At 72.5% G+C, this 18,840-nt stretch carries 18 protein-coding genes and 1 pseudogene; 11 read left to right on the forward strand and 8 right to left on the reverse strand.

Translation table 11 applies throughout. The features are described from left to right. Both Q5425_RS35065 and Q5425_RS35070 read left to right on the forward strand, forming a co-directional pair. Positions 1 to 1,440: a glycoside hydrolase family 3 N-terminal domain-containing protein gene (locus tag Q5425_RS35065; protein ID WP_308676655.1), complete on the forward strand. Its 1,440-nt coding sequence runs from the start codon at positions 1 to 3 to the stop codon at positions 1,438 to 1,440. 106 nt (positions 1,441 to 1,546) lie between these two features. Beyond that, a complete protein-coding gene (locus tag Q5425_RS35070) occupies positions 1,547 to 2,305 on the forward strand; it encodes a hypothetical protein (RefSeq protein ID WP_308676656.1) in 759 nt (252 codons plus the stop codon). Between the two features lie 136 nt (positions 2,306 to 2,441). Here Q5425_RS35070 and Q5425_RS35075 read toward each other — a convergent pair whose 3' ends face one another. Both Q5425_RS35075 and Q5425_RS35080 read right to left on the reverse strand, forming a co-directional pair. Beyond that, positions 2,442 to 3,491, reverse strand: a complete 1,050-nt coding sequence (locus tag Q5425_RS35075) for a phospholipase effector Tle1 domain-containing protein (RefSeq protein ID WP_308676657.1) — start codon at positions 3,489 to 3,491, stop codon at positions 2,442 to 2,444. A gap of 70 nt (positions 3,492 to 3,561) precedes the next feature. Further along, positions 3,562 to 4,704 (reverse strand): N-acetylmuramoyl-L-alanine amidase, encoded by a 1,143-nt coding sequence (locus Q5425_RS35080; protein ID WP_308676658.1) that lies wholly within the window; start codon positions 4,702 to 4,704, stop codon positions 3,562 to 3,564. Between the two features lie 445 nt (positions 4,705 to 5,149). Here Q5425_RS35080 and Q5425_RS35085 point away from each other — a divergent pair, with 445 nt between their 5' ends. From Q5425_RS35085 to Q5425_RS35095, 3 genes are read left to right on the forward strand one after another with little or no spacing between them, the layout of a single operon-like run. Further along, positions 5,150 to 6,103 carry an NAD-dependent epimerase/dehydratase family protein gene (locus tag Q5425_RS35085; protein ID WP_308676659.1) on the forward strand — a complete coding sequence of 318 codons (954 nt, stop codon included), beginning with the start codon at positions 5,150 to 5,152 and terminating at the stop codon, positions 6,101 to 6,103. 4 nt (positions 6,104 to 6,107) lie between these two features. Next, entirely contained in the window at positions 6,108 to 7,376 is a 1,269-nt protein-coding gene (locus Q5425_RS35090; RefSeq protein WP_308676660.1) for an MFS transporter, read from the forward strand. After that, entirely contained in the window at positions 7,373 to 7,846 is a 474-nt protein-coding gene (locus tag Q5425_RS35095) for an NUDIX hydrolase (RefSeq protein ID WP_308676661.1), read from the forward strand. Before Q5425_RS35090 ends, Q5425_RS35095 begins: the two co-directional genes overlap by 4 nt. Here Q5425_RS35095 and Q5425_RS35100 read toward each other — a convergent pair. Next, positions 7,807 to 8,631, reverse strand: a complete 825-nt coding sequence (locus Q5425_RS35100; protein WP_308676662.1) for a protein phosphatase 2C domain-containing protein — start codon at positions 8,629 to 8,631, stop codon at positions 7,807 to 7,809. The two genes, Q5425_RS35095 and Q5425_RS35100, sit on opposite strands and share 40 nt — an antisense overlap. Positions 8,632 to 8,669: 38 nt before the next feature. On the opposite strand from Q5425_RS35100, the gene Q5425_RS35105 reads away from it, so the two are divergent. Continuing rightward, entirely contained in the window at positions 8,670 to 9,419 is a 750-nt protein-coding gene (locus tag Q5425_RS35105) for an HAD family hydrolase (RefSeq protein WP_308676663.1), read from the forward strand. Here the strand turns inward: Q5425_RS35105 and Q5425_RS35110 are convergent. The 3 genes from Q5425_RS35110 to Q5425_RS35120 all read right to left on the reverse strand — a co-directional run bounded on the left by Q5425_RS35110 (position 9,367) and on the right by Q5425_RS35120 (position 12,427). Further along, a complete protein-coding gene (locus tag Q5425_RS35110; RefSeq protein ID WP_308676664.1) occupies positions 9,367 to 10,797 on the reverse strand; it encodes a DUF1996 domain-containing protein in 1,431 nt (476 codons plus the stop codon). The genes Q5425_RS35105 and Q5425_RS35110 overlap by 53 nt on opposite strands. Positions 10,798 to 11,257: 460 nt before the next feature. Then, positions 11,258 to 11,776, reverse strand: a complete 519-nt coding sequence (locus Q5425_RS35115) for an AAA family ATPase (protein WP_308676665.1) — start codon at positions 11,774 to 11,776, stop codon at positions 11,258 to 11,260. A 33-nt stretch (positions 11,777 to 11,809) separates the two neighbouring features. Beyond that, entirely contained in the window at positions 11,810 to 12,427 is a 618-nt protein-coding gene (locus Q5425_RS35120) for a sigma-70 family RNA polymerase sigma factor (protein ID WP_308676666.1), read from the reverse strand. A gap of 238 nt (positions 12,428 to 12,665) precedes the next feature. Between Q5425_RS35120 and Q5425_RS35125 the strand changes: the two genes are divergently transcribed. From Q5425_RS35125 to Q5425_RS35140, 4 genes are all read left to right on the forward strand, one after another. Then, a complete protein-coding gene (locus Q5425_RS35125; protein WP_308676667.1) occupies positions 12,666 to 13,073 on the forward strand; it encodes a pyridoxamine 5'-phosphate oxidase family protein in 408 nt (135 codons plus the stop codon). Positions 13,074 to 13,239: 166 nt separating this feature from the next. Further along, positions 13,240 to 14,742 (forward strand): GAF domain-containing protein, encoded by a 1,503-nt coding sequence (locus tag Q5425_RS35130; protein WP_308676690.1) that lies wholly within the window; start codon positions 13,240 to 13,242, stop codon positions 14,740 to 14,742. Continuing rightward, positions 14,739 to 15,398: a response regulator transcription factor gene (locus Q5425_RS35135; RefSeq protein WP_308676668.1), complete on the forward strand. Its 660-nt coding sequence runs from the start codon at positions 14,739 to 14,741 to the stop codon at positions 15,396 to 15,398. Before Q5425_RS35130 ends, Q5425_RS35135 begins: the two co-directional genes overlap by 4 nt. Positions 15,399 to 15,508: 110 nt before the next feature. Then, positions 15,509 to 15,943, forward strand: coding sequence for a hypothetical protein (locus tag Q5425_RS35140; RefSeq protein ID WP_308676669.1), 435 nt, complete (start codon positions 15,509 to 15,511; stop codon positions 15,941 to 15,943). A 282-nt stretch (positions 15,944 to 16,225) separates the two neighbouring features. Here Q5425_RS35140 and Q5425_RS35145 read toward each other — a convergent pair. Both Q5425_RS35145 and folE read right to left on the reverse strand, forming a co-directional pair. After that, positions 16,226 to 17,430: pseudogene (locus tag Q5425_RS35145) on the reverse strand (NAD(P)/FAD-dependent oxidoreductase). Beyond that, the gene (gene folE / locus Q5425_RS35150) at positions 17,430 to 18,050 is read right to left on the reverse strand and encodes a GTP cyclohydrolase I FolE (RefSeq protein WP_396135314.1); all 621 of its coding nucleotides are present in this window, start codon (positions 18,048 to 18,050) and stop codon (positions 17,430 to 17,432) included. Before folE ends, Q5425_RS35145 begins: the two are co-directional and overlap by 1 nt. 88 nt (positions 18,051 to 18,138) lie before the next feature. On the opposite strand from folE, the gene Q5425_RS35155 reads away from it, so the two are divergent. Beyond that, positions 18,139 to 18,804, forward strand: a complete 666-nt coding sequence (locus Q5425_RS35155) for a helix-turn-helix domain-containing protein (protein ID WP_308676670.1) — start codon at positions 18,139 to 18,141, stop codon at positions 18,802 to 18,804. Positions 18,805 to 18,840 lie beyond the last annotated feature (36 nt).

An 18,840-nucleotide genomic window follows, 5' to 3' on the forward strand; every position in this document is an offset into this window, starting at 1 on the left:
TTGTCCTCGCCCGAGAAGCTCGCCGAAGCCGTCCTCCTGCCCGGGTTCGCCGGGACGACCGCGCCCGACTGGCTGCGCCGCCGGATCGCCGGCGGCCTGGGCGGGGTGGTCCTGTTCGGCCGCAACGTCGTCGACGACGAGCAGGTCGCCGCGTTGACCGGGCAGCTGCGCGGTGAGCGCGACGGTGTTGTGGTCGGGATCGACGAGGAGGGCGGCGACGTCACCCGCCTCGACGTGAACACCGGGTCGTTCGTGCCGGGGCCCCTGGCCCTCGGCGCGGCGGACGACCCGGAGCTGACCGCGGCCGTCGCCGCCGCGCTCGGCGAACGGCTGGCCGCCTGCGGTGTCACGGTGAACCTCGCGCCCTGCGCGGACCTGACCCTGGCCGCCGAGGACCCGATCATCGGCGTCCGGGCGTTCGGCTCCGACCCCGTGAAGGCGTCGCCGCACGTCGCGGCGTACGTGACCGGGCTGCAGAAGTACGGCGTCGCGGCGTGCGCCAAGCACTTCCCGGGCCACGGCGCGGCGACCGAGGACTCCCACGTGGCGCTGCCGGTGCTGCCGCGGACCGTCGAAGAGCTGCGGGAGATCGAGCTGGTCCCGTTCGCCGCGGCGATCCGGGCCGGCGTGCGCTCGGTCATGTCGGGTCACCTGGTCGTCCGGGCCTGGGGCGACGAGCCGGCCACGCTCAACCGCACCGCGCTCACCGACGTCCTGCGCGGCGAGCTCGGCTTCACCGGCGCGGTGATCACCGACGCACTGGAGATGGGCGCGGTCTCGGGCGCGTACGGCAAGCACGACGGCCTCGGCCGCTCGGCCGTCCGGGCCCTGGCCGCGGGCGCGGACGCGCTGTGCCTGGGCGGCGCGGCCTTCGAGGCCGAGCACCTGGACGCGTGCGTGGCGGCGATCGTGGCCGCGGTCGCCGCGGGAGAACTGCCGCTGGAACGGCTCGAAGACGCGGCTTCGCGGACGGCGGCGCTGGGCACCGACCCGGCGCCGGCGAAGCTGGGCCCGGTCGACCGGCGGCTCGGCCTGGAAGCGGCCCGCAAGGCGCTGCGGGTGCGCGGCGAGCCCCGGCTGGCCGGCCCGCCGCTGGTCGTCGACGTCCAGACGGAGCCGACCATCGCGGCCGGGCCGATGCCGTGGGGCCTCGGCGCGCACTTGGCCGAGCTCGTCCCCGGCACCCGGGCGCTCACCGCTACCCCCGACGACGCCGATGCGGTGCTGGCGGCGGCACGGGGGTTCCGCAGCGTCGTCGTGGTCACGCGGGAGGCGCACCGGCACCCGCGGGTGCGTGAGCTGCTCGCGGCGCTGTCGGGACTGGACTTCATCCGCGTGGAGACCGGGGTGCCCGGTCCCGAAGGCGACGCCGGTCCCCGGATCGACACCTTCAGCGGCTCGTACGTCAGCCTGCGCGCCGCGGCCGAGCACCTGGCCTGATTTCGTCCGCTTTGCCGCATCTCCATGCGCCGCACCGGCTTTTGTACGCGGCTTGTACCGGCGGCCGCCATTCTGTCCGCACACCGCAAAACTGGAGGACGGAAGAATGAACATGGGGATCGTGAAACGGATGGCCGGGGCGGCCGGTATCGCCGCGGCGATCGTGGTCGTCGGAGCGGGTCCGGCGTTCGCGGCCACGGGCACCGTGCACACCGATTCGGGTGCGGCGCTGACCGTGCGGTCCAGCCCGAGCGCCACCGCGGGCTCGGTCGGCAGCATCGCCGACGGCGCCGCGGTGACCATCACCTGCCAGACCAACGGATCCACGGTCGACGGCAAGTACGGCACCTCGGACATCTGGGACAAGGTGGGCGACGGCTACGTCAGCGACGCCTACGTCTACACCGGCTCCGACGGCCGGGTCGCCCCGGACTGCGAGGGTTCCACGCTGTCCTGCACCACCGCGGGCACCGGCACCCCGAAGACCTGCGCGCAGGCCGTGGCGTACGCCAAGACCCGCGTCCACACCGGCAACATCGACTCGTACGACGGCTGGTGCGACCGGATCAACGCCCAGAACTACGGCTTCCCCGCCTCGGGCTCGGAGACGGCCTACATCCACTGGACCCAGATCCCGGCCTCGTTCAAGCACGCCGGTGACTACCAGGTCCCGGCAGGCGGGCTCGCCTTCTTCAAGAGCAGCGGCGCCGGCCACACGATGATCTCGATCGGCGACGGCAAGTTCCTGTCGAACGACATCAACGGCACGGGCAGCTACACCGAGACGACGATCGCGCAGATCAAGAGCAAGTGGGGCCAGACCTACCTCGGCTGGTCGCAGCCGTGGTTCAAGGTGAACCACTGATCACCTGAACGCGCGCGGCCCCTGTCCACCTCTCCCGGACAGGGGCCGGTTCGCGTGCCCCGGCGAGCAGGAGCCGAACACATAGCCGTCTTGGTCCACAACGGACGTCCGAATCGGACCGACGACGAATTCCGGGTCACACCTTCATGATCTGGTGCGCCGGATCCGCGAGGTAGCCGAGCAGGTTCCCGGGCCGGTACGGCGGCTGCATCTGCTCGTGGCGGTGCAGCGCGCAGGACCCCGCGAACTCCGTCGCCGGGTCCACCCGGCCGAGCTCGCGGTCCGCCGAGCCGAACCACCGGAAGAGCGCCTTGAGCGAATTGTGCAGCTCGCCGAGTTCGTCGCGGGCGGCCAGGTGCGCGAAGGCGTCCGGCGCGAAGGCGAGGCCGCACCGCTCGGCGCGGTCCACCATCCACCGCAGAGCGAGGTCGGACAGGGCCGGCTGGCGGTATCCGCCGCCGACGTCGGAGTGGGCGCCGGCGAACCAGACCTGTTCGCGGATCCGGCCGCCGGCCGCTTTCGCCGGGTGCCAGACGGCCGGGCTGAACGACTTCCGGTGCTCGTCCACCGCCAGCGCCTGGAAGGCCGCTTCCACGATCGAGGTCAGCTCCATGTCGTGGAACTGCCAGCGCTTGTTCAGCCGGTGGATCAGCCGGCCGCCGCTGAGGGGGATGCCCAGCGCGCCGACGGTGTCCCACACGCCGACGAACCGGATGGGCGTGCGGTCTTCGCGGGCGTACTTCGCGCGGAAGTCACGAGCCCGCGGGCTGTCCGGGCCGGAGGCGATCCGGTCGCGGTCGCGGTAGAGCCGGTAGGCCTCCTCGAGCCGCCCGGCCTCGGCGGGGCGCAGGACGCCGCAGTTGCGGATGAAGCCCACGGTGCTGCGCGCGGTGTAGGCGCCGCGGCTGAAGCCGAAGAAGAAGAGCTCGTCGCCGGGCTCGTAGTGGTCGACGACGAACCGGTAGGCGTCCTGCACGTTCGCGGAGAGCCCGACGCCGAAAGCGCCGCCGATGAGCCGGTCCCACAGCTTCCCGGTACCGACTCCTTCGCGGTAGTACACCCGCTGCTCCACCCCGGCCGGGTCGGCGGGCGCGACGGCCTTCCGGACCTGCCCCACGTTCGTCGGCGCCGGCTGGCGAAGGGTGTTCCAGGTGCCGTCGCAGCAGATCACCAGACGTTTCGCCATGCTTCCTCCCCGGTCGGACCTTCGTGAGTCGCCTCAGTCCGGTGCCGCGTTACGCCGGGGAGCCGCCCGGTCAGGCGAGTTCGTGGCGGAGGACGTCGTCGACGGTGAACGTTCCCGTCATCGGCTGGTCCACCGCGTCCATCAGGTACAGCCGTTTCACCGCGACGAGGATCCCTTCGGCCACGAGGTCGCGGAAGGCGGGGTCCTCGAGGCGGGCCCGGTCCAGGGGGTTGGACAGGTAGCCGATCTCGACGCGCAGGGCCGGGCACCGGCAGCGCGTCAGGATGTCCCACGTCCTGGGGTGGGTGCCGCAGTCCGGCAGGCCGGTCCTGGCCACCAGCTCGCGCTGGACGAACCGGGCCAGGAGCTCGCCCGCCGTCGCGGTCGTCACGTCGCCGGTGCCGAAGTAGAAGCCGGCCACCCCGCTCGCCTTCGCCGACTCGTTGCTGTCGCAGTGCAGCGACAGCAGGAGGTCGGCGTCGGCCGCGTTGGCCAGCTCGGCCCGGTTCGCGACCGGCGGGCAGTTGCGGGGGCCGCGCGAGAGCAGCGCGTCCATCCCGACCGCGACCATGTGGCCCTCGAGCCGTCTGGCCAGGTCCCACATCAGGTCCGCCTCGGTGGTGCTGCCGTGCACCGCGCCGGGGTCCGGGCCGCCGTGGCCGGGGTCGATGATGATCCGCTTGCCGCGCAGGCGGCGGCCGGAGGTCCGCAGCTTTTCCTGTTCCCGCAGCAGGACCGGGCGCCCGCCGCCGGCCGGCGCGCGGACCAGGCGGCGCAGGGCGCGCACGGTTTCGGCCCCGCACACGCCGTCCGGGTCCAGGCCCGTGTCGTGCTGGAACCGGCGCACCGCGCTCAGCGTCCGGGGACCGAAGCACGCGTCGCACCGGCCGAGGTCGTACCCGAGCCCGTTGAGCTGCCGTTGCAGGGCGAGGACGTCGTCGCCGTACAGGGGTGCGGAGAAGATGTAGGCGAGGGGGCGGCTGCCCAGGTGGAACTGGGCGCCCCGCAGCACCTGGTACGTCGCGCGGCCGACCGTGCCGTCGGCGCGGAGGCCGCGTTCCTGCTGGAAAGCGAGCACCGCGCGTTCGGTTTCGGCGGTGAATACCGCGGGACCGTCCTTTTCACCGTCCGGGCCGAGGAGCCCCAGCGCCTGCAGCAGTGCGTTGATATCGGCGACATCGGCTCCCATGTCGCCGCGGCGAAGCATCCGCATGTGTTTCCCCCTTGTTTCGGCACCGAGGCCCGATTAGTTCTAACACAAATCGGACCGACCGCACAGGCGTTCGGGTAATCGATGTCTCGGCATTGCGGGACTGTGTTCACGTTCGGTGAGAGACGACGGGGTGCAGGGGTCCGGATACGGCTGAAACGGTGAAGGAGGCTGCCTGGAGCGGTGACACAAGGTCGTAACACTACTGCGTACGGGCTATGTTGATGTCCTGGCCGAAACGTTTCGCCGGACCGGAATCGGCTTGACAGAGCGGGAATAGGCGCCGGTATCCTCGGATATCCGGGCGGCGAATCCGCCGCCGAAAAAACTTCCGAATCCCATGTTTAGCGACCCGGAAACGGGGTAGGCGTGACGGGATCACGGGGGAAGCAATCCGACTGGGAGGGCTGGGACAGCCATGGATCTGACGGGTAAGCGAATTCTTGTCGTGGGCGGGGCGGGATTCATCGGAAGCCACGTCGTCGACCGGCTGTTGAAGACGCAGGTCGCCGAAGTGGTCGTCTACGACTCACTCGTCCGCGGCTCGCTGCGGAACCTGGCGGAGGCTTCGGCCGATCCGCGGCTGACGGTGCTCGACGACCACCCGGACATCCGCGACTTCGACCGCCTCTCGGCGGCGATGACCGGGGTCGACGGCGTCTTCAACCTGGCCGCGATCGGCATCGTGGCCAGCAACGAATCGCCGGAAGACGCCTTCACGATCAACGTGACCGGCAACTGGAACGTCTTCCGCGCCGCGGCCCGCGCCGGGGTGCGCAAGATCGTGCACTCCTCGTCCGCCAGCGTCTACGGGCAGCCGCAGATCGTCCCGATGACGGAGGAACACCCGTACCACAACCGGACGCTGTACGGCGCCAACAAGATCGCCGCCGAGCACCTGCTGCTGGCGTGCGGCGAGCTGGACCCGCTGGAGTGGGCCGCGTTGCGGTACTTCAACGTGTACGGCCCCCGTCAGGACTCCAAGGGCGCCTACACCTCCGTGCTGCACAAGGTCCTCGACCGGCTGGAGGCGGGCGAGCCACCGGTGATCTTCGGTGACGGCTCGCAGATGATGGACTTCGTGCACGTCACCGACGTCGCCAAGGCGAACGTGCGGGCCATGGAGTCCGACGTGGCGAGCGGGTTCTTCAACGTCTGTTCCGGGGTGGGCACGACGATCCGCGAAGTGGTGGCCATGCTCAGCAGGCTGACGGGCATCCACATCGAGCCGGAATACCGGGAAGCCGCCATTCCCGCCAACCTCGTGACCAAGCGCATCGGCGGGCCCGACAAGTCGGCCGACCTCCTCAGCTTCTCCACCGGCGTTTCGCTCGAGGACGGGTTGCGCAGCCTCGTCGAATGGCGCGAGCGGTCCCGGGCGACGGCGTCCGCCGGCCGCTGAGCCGATGCCTGCCCCGAACCGTCCCGAGCCACCGCGCCACCGCCTGCCGGTGGGCCTGCGCCCCCTGCGCCACAGCCGGTTCCGCTGGCTGTGGGCGGTCGGCGTGGTGTCGTTCTTCGGGACGTGGATCCACAACGTCGCCGCCCGGTGGACGGTCGCGAGCCAGGACGGCTCGCCGTTCCTGGTCACCGTGGTCGACGCGCTGCAGGCCCTGCCCATCGTGCTGTTGTCGGTGACGGCCGGGAAGCTCGCGGACACCCGCGACCGCCGCAAGGTCCTGGTCGCCATCAACCTCGGCCTGATGGTCGTGTCGGGCACGCTCGGCGTCCTCGCCGCGGTGGGCCACCTGCGGATCCCGGTGCTGTTCCTGCTCACCGCCCTGCTGGGGGCCTTCGTCGCGCTCGACAACCCGGTGTGGCAGTCCACCGTGCCCCGCCAGGTGCCCGACGCCGACGTCCACGGCGCCGTCGCCTTGGTGAGCACGGGCTACAACGCGGCGCGGACACTGGGGCCGACCATCGGGGCGTGGCTGCTGGTGTCCGCCGGGGCGCCGACGGCGTTCTTCGTCGACGCGGCGAGTTTCGCCGTCATGGCGGCGCTCGTCTGGCGGCTGCTGCCGCCGTCGAAGCCGGGGACCAAGGTCGCGGAGCCGGTCAAGCCGCTGCGCCTGCCGGTGATGCGCAAGCTCTACGGCACCGCGTTCCTGTTCTCGCTCTTCGCGATGCCGGCCATGTCCCTGCTGCCGATCGCGGCACGGGACTCGCTCCACGGCGGGGCCTTGGCGTTCGGCGGCCTGCTCAGCGCGTTCGGCCTGGGCGCGATCCTGGCCGGGCCGTTCGTCGCCGGTCTCGCCGCCAAGACCGGCTACAACCGGTTCATCGCGCTGTGCAGCGTCACCGCCGCCGGGGGCATGGCGCTGCTGGCGTTCGCCCCGCACGTCGTCGTCGCGCTGGTCGCCGCGGCCTTGTGCGGGGCAGGCTGGCTGGGCGCGATCAGCATCACCAACTCCACCGTCAACACCCGTTCGACGGCGGGGACGCGGGGCCGCCTGCTCGCGGTCTACTTCATCTTCGCCTTCGCCGGCCAGTTCGGCGGTTCCCTGCTGGGCGGGCTCGCCGCGCAGGTCGCCGGGCTCACCGTGGCCTTCCTGACGTTCGCCGCCCTGCTCCTCGTGCTGGCCGCCGGCATCACGAGGACCGGCGACGTCCCGATGTCCCCCGCAGAACAGTCCCCGCCGGAACCTTCCCCGGCAGAACAGGAGGCTCCCCGGTGACGACTCCCCGGCACTCGGTCAGCGTGGCCGCGACGATCGTGCGGCCCGACGGCCGGATCCTGGTGACGCAGCGGCGCGACAACGGAGCGTGGGAACCCCCGGGCGGGGTGCTGGAACTGGCCGAGGACATCCACGCCGGCGTGCGCCGCGAGGTGCGGGAGGAGACCGGTCTCGACCTCGACGTCGAGCGGCTCACCGGCGTCTACAAGCACATGGAGGCGGCCGTGGTGGCGTTGATGTTCCGCGGACGGCCCGCGGGCGGCACCCTCACCGTGAACGACGAGGTCCGCGACTTCCGGTGGATCCGGCCGGAGGAAGTCCCGGCGCTGCTCACCGAGGTGTTCGCGGTGCGCGTCTTCGACGCGCTGGGCGGATCGGACGTGCGCGTCCGCGCCCACGACGGCCGTACGGTGCTGGGCGCGGCGCCGGATCAGAGCCCGTCGACCAGGACCAGCAGCTGGTCGTCGTGACGCTTCGGGCGGGGCCAGCGGAGCCCGTCGGGGTCCTCGAGCTCGGCGTGCCGGACGGCGGCGAGCACCGCGCCGGGCCCTTCGGCCCGCGCCAGCGCGAACGCCTCCGGCCAGTCGAACAGGCCGTATTCGTCGACGCCGCAGGACACCCCGTCCGTGGCGAGCAGCAGGCCGTCGAGCTCGCGGCGGTCCCAGCTCGCCTGCACGGCCTGGCCCGCGGCCGCCGGATCGGCTTCGGCCACCCAGAAGCCGTGCTCGCGGTTGCGGTACCGCTGGGCGGTCGTGGCCATCCCGGTGCGCAGCGCGCCGGCGAGTTCTTCCCCGTACCCCGCGCCGCTGCGCAGCAGCTGCGGATAGGTGTGCCGGGAGGCGGGCAGCCGGCTCAGCCGGTCGTCGACGAGGGGCCGGGCCTGCCCGCCGGCGAACGCGACGACCGGGCTGTCGGCCAGCACGAGCGCGTCCACCCGGTCTTGGGTCCACCGCGCGATCGCCACCGTGCTGGAGGGCGACGCGCCGGGCACCAGCTCGTGCGCCGTCGCCACTTCGCGGATCGCGTCTTCGAGCAGTGCGGCGAGATCGCGGTCCGGTGCCGCCCGCAGGCCGGCGCCGAGCTGCTCGGCGAGCCGGTCGGCGTACCAGCCGCCGCTGGGCAGCCCGGGGGTGAGGTTGGTGGCGCCGTCGAGGACGACAACGGCGTCGTCGAGCACCACGACGCGGTCTTCACTGGGACGTCCCTGACCGAGCACCCCGACACCGGAACCTTCGGCCACACGAATTTCGGGCATGCCGTGATCCTATCGGCCCGCCGGGGGAGGGGCCGCGCGTGAACGGGATCTCCCACCTCGTCTGGGATTGGAACGGGACGCTGTTCGCGGACAACCGCGCGCTGATCGAAGCGACGCTCGAAGCTTTCGCCGCCGCGGGGTTCCCGGTCACCAGAACGCTTTACCGGCAGCACCACACCAAGGCGGTGAACGTGTTCTTCGAGCGGCTGGCCGGGCGGACGCTCACCGCGGCCGAGCACGAGCGGCTGCTCGGGGACTTCCGCCGGCGGTACACCGGATACCTCGGCCGGACCGAGCTGGCTCCGGACGCCGCCGCCGCGTTGTCCCGCTGGCAGCGAACCGGACGGAGCCAGTCGCTGCTGTCGCTGTACGACCACGGGAAACTGCTGCGCCTCACGGCGGAGAAGGGCATTGCGGAGTTCTTCGTCCTGATCGACGGGGCGCGGGAACCGGGCCCCGGCCGCAAGGCGCCTCGGTTGGCGCGTCATCTCGGGCGGCTCGGGGTGGATCCGGCGGAAGTGCTGCTGATCGGCGACAGCGTCGACGACGCGGTGGCCGCGGAAGAATGCGGCGCGAGGTGTGTGCTCTACGACGCCGGAGAGGATGCGTTGCACACGAGGGAAAGCCTCGACGCCCGGTCCGTGCCGGTCGTCGCCGGACTGGGAGAGGCGGTCGAGGTCGCACTGGCCGCGGGCCGGCGGCGCACCATCCCCGGGTGCGCCGCCGGAGCCGGGGTCACGCCCGGCAGGTCCGTCCGCGGTTCACGCAGTTCACCAGGCCGTTCATGATCCGCTGCGACATCACGTTGGCGAAGTCGTCGTGGTCGGACAGCGGGTTGTGCTTCTCCTGCGGGAAAGCGTCCACTTTGTACTGCTTCTTGAGCTGGATGTCCCGCGGGATGTCGTAGGTCAGCGAGATCTGCAGCTGTGGCACCGCCTTGAACCCGTTGCCGCACCGGCCGAACCGGTCCGGGAACACGATGTGCGTGCGGTGGTTGGCGCTGTCGGTGTTCTTGCCGTCCCAGCAGCTCGGGAACGTGTGGACGCGCTTGACCTTGCTGCCCTCCGGGCAGATCGGGTACTTGTCGACCAGGCGGTTCTCGAAGCCGGTGCAGGTCCAGCTCGCCTTGGCGTTGGCGGGCCCGTTGGTCGAGACCTTCGCGTCGCCGTAGAGCACGCGCAGGAAGCGCGGCATCGCCACGACCTTCCCGACCGGGCTGCCGCGGAAGGTGAGCTGGACCCGTTGCGGCCGCAGGATCTGGCCGTCGTTGCCGGGCAGCTCGTTGTTCTCGTCCTGCCCGGGCAGCGCGCCACCGGCCGTGGTGCTCGGCGGCGGCGTCGGCGTTCCGGTGTCCTTGCCCGGCTTCGTCGCGCACGGCGCGAGGTCGCCGAGGTCACGCGGTTTTTGCGTGAACCGGCCGATCGCGGTGGCGATCCGGTCGATGATGGCGCTGCGCCGGTCCTTGAGCGGGTTCAGGATCGCGTTGCGCACGAAGTCCTGGCCGCCTTGGCCCTGCGTCGCGGCGATGCGCTGGTTGGCCTCGTCGGTCTGGGAGTCGAGCTGGTCCAGGTTGCCGTCGACCTCGGCCATGGCCTGGTCGGGGATGTCGGCCAGCTTGCTGGCGACGTCCGGGCACGCCACCTGGGCGGTCTTCGCCTCGCGGTCGGCCTGCGCCCGGTCGCCGTCGGGCACCTTGGCGGGCTCGTTCTCCTCTTCTTCGCCGGTGTCGATGCGGACCACGGGCCAGAAGTAGGCGGACTTGTCGCCGTTCCGGCAGGTGGTCCCGGCCTTCACCAGGCTCTTGTTGTTCGAGTCGGCGTTCGTCGACAGGTTGCCGACGTAGTCGTGCAGGTGCTGGGCACCGTTGCGGACGCCGGGCTGGGCGATGAAGTTGTCCGGGTTGAAGTGCTGGTTCTCGTTGCGGCCGCAGTCGACGGTGAACGTGCCCGTCGCCGCGCCGGTGACCGGGCGCGGGTCGAACTGGTTCGGCTTCACCTTCAGGATGTCGACGAAGAAGGCGGGGTTCGCTTCGTCGGCGCTGGCTTCCCCGGTGTTGCCGGTGGTCGTCGCGACGACGATGCCGCCGACCGCGATCGCGAGGGCGAGGCCGCCGGTCGCGATCTTCGTTCTGCGGGAAAGACGATGCCGTCCTTGGGTGCGGGACATGGGAAAATCCTCCGGGTGTCGGGCTGGCGGGAACGCGCGACACTGAACGGGTACGAGCCCAGGCTCGTCCCGGACAGGCGGGGTTCTAGCGAGATTACGTCGGCAAGGAACGACGTCCGGCTGGTCCACTGACCCGACATCAGTGGTCGCACGGTCACCTGCCCGTGGCCGCGCCGTCAACCGGCTGGTTATCGTTCCGTTATGGACGCTACACGGGCGTTTGACACCGGGCAAGATGTTCTTTTCGGTCGTTACGAACCGTCAGGCCGGGTTGGCGTTTCCGTGACGAAAGGCGGCCTTGACCTGCGAGTTCTCCTGGGTCGAGAGGTTCGTCGAAAAAAGTTTGAACCGAAGTGAACCGGCGTCCGTATCCCTCGGTGAGGCCTGGTGAATGCCTGTGGGCCGGAGGCGTGCCGGGAATTGCCTCGGAATGGGAAGAATGGCGGCTTCGCGCGCCCATTCAGGCTTTCGGATCGCCGAAAGCCGCGGCGACGATCGACACCGCTTCGCCGACCGTCCGCCCCGCAGTGTCGACGACGAGCCGGTCGCGGCTCCACGGTTCGTACTCGCGGGCGACGATCTCCGCCCAGGTGGGCGGAACGAGCCCCGGGATGCCGCTATCGCGGGTTTCCGCCCGCCGCCGGTGTTCGACCGGGTCCGAGCAGACGATTTCGGTTTCCAGCACCCGGGCCCCGGCGTCGGTGCCCGTCGCCCGCCAGGCGTCCCGGGTGACGGCGAGCGGGTTGACGCACTCGGCGATCACGCTCACCCCGGTGCGGAGCACGTCGGCGGCCACCTCCCGGGCGACGACGTAGCCGGCCGGCCCCAGCGGCCGGCCGAGCTCCGTGCTGCGCAGGATCGCCTGCTCGATCGTGTCGACGCGCAGGAAGGCGAAGCCGGTGCGGCGCGCCAGTTCCGCGGCGACCGTCGTTTTCCCGGTCGCGGGCAGACCGCCGACGACGATCAGCAGCGGGGTCATCGGGGCATCGTCGCACGCGCTGCGCCGCAAGCCTCAGGAAGCCGCCTCTTTGTGGCCGGCCAGGCTGCGCCGCAAGGTCGCGAGGGCGCGGTGCTGGGCGACGCGGACCGCGCCGGCGCTGCCGAGGCCGACCGCGGCGGCCGTCTCCTCGGCCGTCATGCCGAGGATGATGCGCATAACGAGGATCTCGCGCTGGCGCGGCGGGAGCGTGTCGAGCAGCCCGGACGACCAGTCGAGCGCGGCGGACCGCTCGACCTCCTCGCTCGTCGGGTCCCCGCCGCCCGCCCGGCCGGCGGGGAGTTCGGCGACCGGGTTGGTGCGGTCGCGCGCCCGGCGGCGGTGGAAGTCGGCCACCTTGTGCGCGGCGATGCCGAAGACGAACGGCACGAAGCCGTCGGCGGTGAGGCGGTACCCCGGCAGGGCGCCGACGATCGCGAGCAGCACGTCCTGGGCGCAGTCCTCGGCGTCCGACGAACCGTCCTGCCAGGTGCGCAGCCGCCCGAGGCAGTAGCGGAACACGATCGGCCGCAGCGCGCGCAGCAGCCCGGCCACCGCGGCGCGGTTGCCCTGCACCGCGGACCGGACGAGCGCCGGGTCGAGGGAGAACGTCGCCGTGGATGCGGAACCACCGTCGGCGGAGTGCGGCGGCATCGGGCTCACCCCCTCTTTCTTTTTGCAGCAACGGACGGTCACGACGCTAGGTCACAGCGCGTGGCCGTCACACCGGCCGGGCGGCCGTCGCGAACCGGGTCTTCCGGCCCTGGCGGGCCGCGCCGGGATGTGTGTGCCGGGCCCGCGGCCCTGGCCGGGCCGAACGGCCCTATCGGCGAACCGGGCGAACCGATCACGCTGGTGACCGGGGATTTCACAGGAGAAACACAGGGACGCGATGGTGGACGACGTGGGCTTCGGGCTGCTGCTGGACCGGCAGCAGTGCCTCGCCTTGCTCCGGACGGCGAGCCTCGGACGGGTGATCTTCACCCACCGGGCCATGCCGGCCGTGCGTCCGGTGCGCTTCACCGTCGTCGACGACGCCGTGGTGTTCGCCGTGCCGGCCGGGAGCCCGCTGTACGCGGGCGCGCGTGACGCCGTCGTCGCGTTCGAGGTCGACGAATTCGCCGCCGATCTGGGCGCCGGCTGGTACGTCAGCCTGCTGGGCCGCGCCACCGAATCCGGTGCCGTCGACCTCGGCGAGCTCAGCTGCGCGTGCCCGGCGCCCAGCGGGACGGGCCGCCGCTACCTGCGCGTCCCCGCGGAGACCATCAGCGGTCACCGCATCGCCTGCCACGCCGAGTGAGCCCGCGATCGCCGTAACGGAGCGGCGCCCGCCATCGACCCACCGGATGGACGAACCGGATTGGGCCGGCACGGGCAGTGGCCTGTGGGACCCTTGACGGCCCGGGGCAGGCCCGGGATTCGGGCGGAACCAGCGGGGTCGACGGTAAGTGGCGGACGAACTCAGCATGCCGGCGATCCTCGCGGCGGTGGGCGGCATCGCCCGCGAGCTCGAGCTGCCCGCCCTGCTGGACCGCGCGGTCACGGCGACGTGCGAGCTGCTCGGGGCCCCGCGCGGCCGGCTGGACCTGGCCGGCGACGGCACCGCCGAGTACGGCCGCGGTCCGCTCGGCGACGGCGCGGTCGAGCTGCCGGTCCGCGTGGGAGACCGGACGTTCGGCACCCTCGCCGTGGCACCGGGCGACGGCGGCGGGTTCGGCCGCCGCGAACGCGAGGTGCTCGGCGCGCTCGCCGCGGCCACCGGGATGGCCGTCGAGAAGGCCCTGCTCGTCGACCGGATGCGCCGCCGCGAACGCTGGCTCGAGGCGTCCTACGACGTCACCCGCGCGCTGCTCTCGGCCCAGGACCTGCGGGCCACGCTCCGGCTCGTCGCCGAGCGCGCCCGCGTCGTCGCCGGCGGGACGGCCGGCGCGATCGCGCGGCCCGACGGACCCGGCCGGCTCGTGTTCGACGTCGTCGAGCCACCGGGCGAGGACGCCGACCGCCTCACCGGGCTGACCGTGCCGGCCGAGGGCACCGCCACCGGGATGGCGTTCACCACCCGGCGCCCGGTCGTGGTGCGCGACTACGGCGAGCACGTGCAGGAGCAGCAGCGCAACCACGCCGGGCCGATGCCGGCGATGGTCAAGGACCTGGACTCGGCGATCTCGGTGCCGCTGATCGTCGGCGAGGAGACCCTCGGCGTGCTGGTGGTGGCGAAGTTCCGCGACCGGTCGCCGTTCACCGACTCCGACGTCCAGCTGGCCGAGACGTTCGCCGGGCACGCCGCGCTCGCCGTCGAGTTCTCCCGTGCACAGGAAGCGCGCCAGCAGCTGGCGGTGTTCTCCGACCGCGACCGGATCGCCCGCGACCTGCACGACCTGGTGATCCAGCGGCTGTTCGCGACCGGGCTCGGGCTGGAGGGCGTCAGCAGGCTGATCGCCGACGCGGGCGTCGCCGCGCGCGTGTCCGGGTTCGCCCAGGACCTCGACGGCACGATCCGGGAGATCCGCAACAGCATCTTCTCGCTGCAGGCGCCCGCGCAGGCCCAGGGCAGCCTCCGCTCGGAACTGCTGCGCGTGGCCGTGGACGCCCGGGACACCCTCGGTTTCGAGCCGCGCGTCGGCTTCGACGGGCCGCTGGACGCCGCGGTGCCGGACGCGGTCCGCTCCGATCTGATCGCCTCGCTGCGCGAAGCGCTGACGAACGTCGCACGGCACGCCGGGGCGAAGTCCTCGTCGGTCGAGGTCACCGTGGACCGGTTCGGCCGGCGGCTGACCTTGGTGGTGCGCGACGACGGAGCCGGCCCGCCCGCGGAAACCGGCCGGGTCAGCGGCCTGGCCAACCTGAGCGCCCGGGCGGCCCGCTGGGGCGGCCACTGCGTGCTGGCCGCCGACGGAGACGGCGGCGCCCGGCTGGAATGGACGGCGGACCTGCCGGTGACGACCGGCGAGCAGGGGAGTGGACGATGACGATCGCGGTGTTCCTGCTGGACGACCACGAACTGGTCCGGACCGGGCTGAAGACCGTCTTCGAACCCGAGGCGGACATCGAGGTGGTCGGGGAGGCCGGGACGGCGGCCGAGGCGCTGGTGCGGATCCCGCAGGCGCGCCCGGACGTGGCCGTCCTCGACGTCCGGCTGCCCGACGGCGAGGGGGTGGCGGTGTGCCGGGAGATCCGGTCCACCGTGGAGCCGCCGCCCGCCTGCCTGATGCTGACGTCCTATTCGGACGACGAAGCGCTGTTCGGCGCGATCATGGCGGGCGCGGCCGGGTACATGCTGAAGCAGGTCTCCGGCCGGTCGCTGGTCGAGGCCGTCCGCACGGTCGCCGCCGGCGGCTCGCTGCTGGACGCCACGCTCACGGCGTCGGTGATGAACAAGCTGCGCGGCGAGAACGTCTCGGCGCCCGATCCCCGGTACGAGCAGCTGAGCCCGCAGGAGCGGCGGGTGCTCGATCTCGTGGCGGAGGGCCTGACCAACCGGCAGATCGCCGAGCGGCTGTTCCTGGCCGAGAAGACGGTGAAGAACTACGTCTCGTCGGTGCTGCACAAGCTCGGCGTCGAGCGGCGCACCTCCGCGGCGGTGTACATGTCCCAGCGCCGGGCCGAACCGGGACGATCGGGCTGAATTCACGCCTGATCGGACGAAACCGGTGGGGCGTTCGACGTATCCAGCCGCCGATGGAGTACACCTGTCGGGGTGACGCACGGGTTCGCGTGCGCGGCGGAGGGGACGGCATGGCGGGGTTGTCGGGCGGGGACTATGTCACGCGGCAGATCAGCGCACTCGCGGACGCGGTGCGCAGCGAAGGGGCCGGCGGGGTCGGCACGCGCAGCTTCCAGCTGGCGGAGCACCTGGCGGCCGAGGGAGGCATCCACCGCGGCGACATCCTGACGGCCACGGCCACGCTCCTGGCGATGACGGCGTGGTGCGACGGCGAGGCGGAGGCGGCCCGCCGGTTCGCGGAACGGGCGAGCGAGCACGACGAGGAGTCCCGCGAGCTGGTGACCCACCTGCTGCGCCTGGAGGCGGGCGCGGATCAGGGGTGGCTGCCGCAGGAGCAGGCCGAGGCGCTGCTGGAGTACGCGCACCGCTCCCGCCGGGGCGATCTGGCGACCCGGGTACGCGCGATCGCGGGTGCCCGGCGCGGCCGGCACCGGCGGGAGGAGTAGCTCGGTTCCGAGTGGACGGGCGGCTTCGGGTCGCGGGCGGGTGCCAAGCGGGGAGCGACCGACCGGTACCGGCGGGAGGAGCAGCTCGGTTCTGAGTGGACGGGCGGCTTCGGGTCGCGGGCGGGTGCCAAGCGGGGAGCGACCGGCACCGGCGGGAGGAGCAGCCCGGTCTCGAGTGGACGGGGCGGCCGCTGCCCGCGGGCCGGGCAGCGGCCGGGCCGGGGGCCAAGCGGAGCCGCCGCCAAGCCTGTCGCCGGGCGAACCGGCGCCCCGAACGCGCGGCTAGTCCGTCAACGGCCGGGCCGGGTCGGCCAGCCGGTCCGGGTCCACGGTCCGTCCACTGAGGATCAGCTCGCGGACCGCGTCGAGGCCCTCGTCCCACTTGTTCACGTGCAGCCCCGCGACCACCCGGCCGTCGGTCAGCCAGAACGCGTGGAACGCCTCGGCGTCCCCCCGGGTGACGACGCGGTCGTAGCCGGCCGGCGGGAACCAGCCGGTGAACTCCATGCCGGCGTCGTACTGGTCGGAAAAGAAGTACGGCAGGTCGTCGTGGACCACGTCGCGGCCGAGCATCGCCAGTGCCGCCGCCGGGCCGCCGTTCGTCGCCGCGGCCCAGTGCTCCACGCGCACGTGGCGTCCGTAGCGCTCCTGCCACACGCTCGCGACGTCGCCCGCCGCGAAGATGTCCGGGTCTTCCGTGCGCAGGCCCGCGTCCACGAGGACACCGTCGTCGACCGCCAGTCCCGCGTCGGCGGCCGGCTGCGTCTCGGGGCGGGCGCCGATGCCGACGACGACCACGTCGGCCGGGATCTCGCCGTCGTCCGTCAGCACCGCCGAGACCGCGGATTCGCCCGCGAAACCCGTCACCCCGGTGCCGAACCGCAGCTCCACGCCGTGGCGGCGGTGCAGGTCGGCGAAGAAGCCGCCCAGCTCCGGCCCGAGCGTGGCGTGCAGCGGGGCCGGGCCCGGCTCGACGACCGTCACCGGGCAGCCGTGGTGGCGTGCGGCTGCGGCGGTCTCCAGGCCGATCCAGCCCGCGCCGGCCACGACGACCCGGCCGCCCGAGGCCAGCGCGTCGCGCAGCCGGTCGGCGTGGGCGAGCCGGCGCAGGTAGTGGACGCCGTCCAGGTCGTGGCCGGGCACCCGCAGCCGCCGCGGCGACGCCCCGGTCGCCAGCAGCAGCTTCGTGTACCCGAGGCGTTCGCCGCCGTCCAGTTCCACCTCGTGCGCCGCCCGGTGCAGTGCCGTGACGCGCCGGCCGGTCAGCACCTCGACACCCTGGTCGGCGTACCACTCTCGTCGTGGACGAACACCGACGCGCGGTCGTCCGAGCCGAGCAGGTAGCCCTTCGACAGCGGCGGGCGCTCGTAGGGCAGGTCCGGCTCGGCGCCGACGAGGACGATGCGCCCGGAGAACCCTTCGGCCCGCAGCGTTTCCGCGGCCTTCGCGCCGGTCAGCCCGGCGCCGGCGATGACGAAGGTGTCCATCAGGCGCTCACCCCGGTCAAGGCGAAGAACTCCTGCCGCGTCTTGGGTTCCTCGCGCAGCAGGCCGTGCAGCGACGACGTCACGGTCATCGCCCCGGTCGCCCGCACGCCGCGCAGGGACATGCACAGGTGCTCGGCTTCGATGACCACGCCGACGCCCTTCGGCGCGAGGTGCTCCTGCAGCCAGTCCGCGACCTGCTTGGTCAGCCGCTCCTGCACCTGCAGGTCGCGCGCGAACATCTCGACGACACGGGCGAGCTTCGACAGGCCGAGGATCCGCTCGCCGGGCAGGTAACCGACGTGCGCAACGCCCCGGAAGGGCAACATGTGGTGCTCGCACAGCGACTGCACCGGGATGCTCTTGGCCAGCACGAGCTCGTCGTAGCCTTCGTCGTTGGGGAACGTCGTCAGCTGGAAGTCGCGCGGCTGCAGCATTTCCGCGTAGGCGTGGGCCACCCGCCGCGGCGTGTCGCCGAGGTGCACCGATGTCGGGTCCTTGCCGAGGGCGCGCAGCAGGTCGGCGACCGCGCGCTCCGCCGCGTGCAGGTCGACGGCGTCGCGGTCGTGGACGACACCGAGGTGCCGCAGCGGGACCGGTGCGCTCACGGGATCGACGGTCACGGGCGTGCCTCCTTCTAAAATCAAGATGGACCGACGTTAGAAGCTCCCGGGGGTTTTCGTCAACAGGTGTGTGTTTTAGAATGCGGTGATGCAGGAAACCCAGGCGCTGGCCGCGGTCGCGGCGCTCGACGAGCCGACCCGGCGCCGGATGTACGAGTACGTCGTCCGCCGCCCGGAGCCGGTGAGCCGGGACGACGTCGCCGCCGCGCTCGGCGTGCCCCGGGCGACGGTCGCGTTCCACCTCGACCGCCTGGTGGACGAGCAGCTGCTGGCCGTCGGCCACGAGCGCCGCACCGGCCGCAGCGGGCCGGGGGCGGGCCGCCCGGCCAAGCTGTACCGCCGCTCGGACCGGCAGGTGAGCATTTCGCTGCCCGAGCGCCAGTACGAGCTGGCGGGCCGCCTGCTGGCGGAGGCGGTGGAGGAGGCCGATCAAACCGGCGGCTCGCCGCGCGAGATCCTGACGCGCTGTGCGCGCGAGCGGGGGGCGGAGCTCGCCGCCGGCGCCCAGGACATCGTCGGCACGCTGGAGGACAACGGCTTCGAGCCCCGCGTCGAGGGCGGCGAGGTGCTGCTCGTCAACTGCCCGTTCCACCGGCTGGCCCGGACGCACACCCGGCTGGTCTGCGAAATGAACCTCGCCCTGGTCGAGGGCATGCTCGACGGCACGGGCGGCGACGGTCTGGGCGGCGACGGTCTCCGGGCGCGTCTGGACCCCCACCCGGGCTTCTGCTGCGTCCGCCTCACCCGCGACTGACCCCAGCGCCCCGATGTGGCGGGGGGGGGGGGGGTG

Origin of the sequence: Amycolatopsis sp. A133 (genome assembly GCF_031082405.1) — a bacterium.
Classification (GTDB): domain Bacteria; phylum Actinomycetota; class Actinomycetes; order Mycobacteriales; family Pseudonocardiaceae; genus Amycolatopsis.

Bases quoted from the DNA above. Each gene is read 5' to 3' on its own strand.
- Q5425_RS35120 (WP_308676666.1), bottom strand. From the start codon at position 12,427: ATGCCGCCGCACTCCGCCGACGGTGGTTCCGCATCCACGGCGACGTTC.
- Q5425_RS35100 (WP_308676662.1), bottom strand. From the start codon at position 8,631: ATGCCCGAAATTCGTGTGGCCGAAGGTTCCGGTGTCGGGGTGCTCGGT.
- Q5425_RS35080 (WP_308676658.1), bottom strand. From the start codon at position 4,704: ATGCGGATGCTTCGCCGCGGCGACATGGGAGCCGATGTCGCCGATATC.
- Q5425_RS35070 (WP_308676656.1), top strand. From the start codon at position 1,547: ATGAACATGGGGATCGTGAAACGGATGGCCGGGGCGGCCGGTATCGCC.
- Q5425_RS35155 (WP_308676670.1), top strand. From the start codon at position 18,139: ATGCAGGAAACCCAGGCGCTGGCCGCGGTCGCGGCGCTCGACGAGCCG.
- Q5425_RS35115 (WP_308676665.1), bottom strand. From the start codon at position 11,776: ATGACCCCGCTGCTGATCGTCGTCGGCGGTCTGCCCGCGACCGGGAAA.
- Q5425_RS35090 (WP_308676660.1), top strand. From the start codon at position 6,108: ATGCCTGCCCCGAACCGTCCCGAGCCACCGCGCCACCGCCTGCCGGTG.
- Q5425_RS35130 (WP_308676690.1), top strand. From the start codon at position 13,240: ATGCCGGCGATCCTCGCGGCGGTGGGCGGCATCGCCCGCGAGCTCGAG.
- Q5425_RS35075 (WP_308676657.1), bottom strand. From the start codon at position 3,491: ATGGCGAAACGTCTGGTGATCTGCTGCGACGGCACCTGGAACACCCTT.
- Q5425_RS35110 (WP_308676664.1), bottom strand. From the start codon at position 10,797: ATGTCCCGCACCCAAGGACGGCATCGTCTTTCCCGCAGAACGAAGATC.
- Q5425_RS35125 (WP_308676667.1), top strand. From the start codon at position 12,666: ATGGTGGACGACGTGGGCTTCGGGCTGCTGCTGGACCGGCAGCAGTGC.
- Q5425_RS35140 (WP_308676669.1), top strand. From the start codon at position 15,509: ATGGCGGGGTTGTCGGGCGGGGACTATGTCACGCGGCAGATCAGCGCA.
- Q5425_RS35135 (WP_308676668.1), top strand. From the start codon at position 14,739: ATGACGATCGCGGTGTTCCTGCTGGACGACCACGAACTGGTCCGGACC.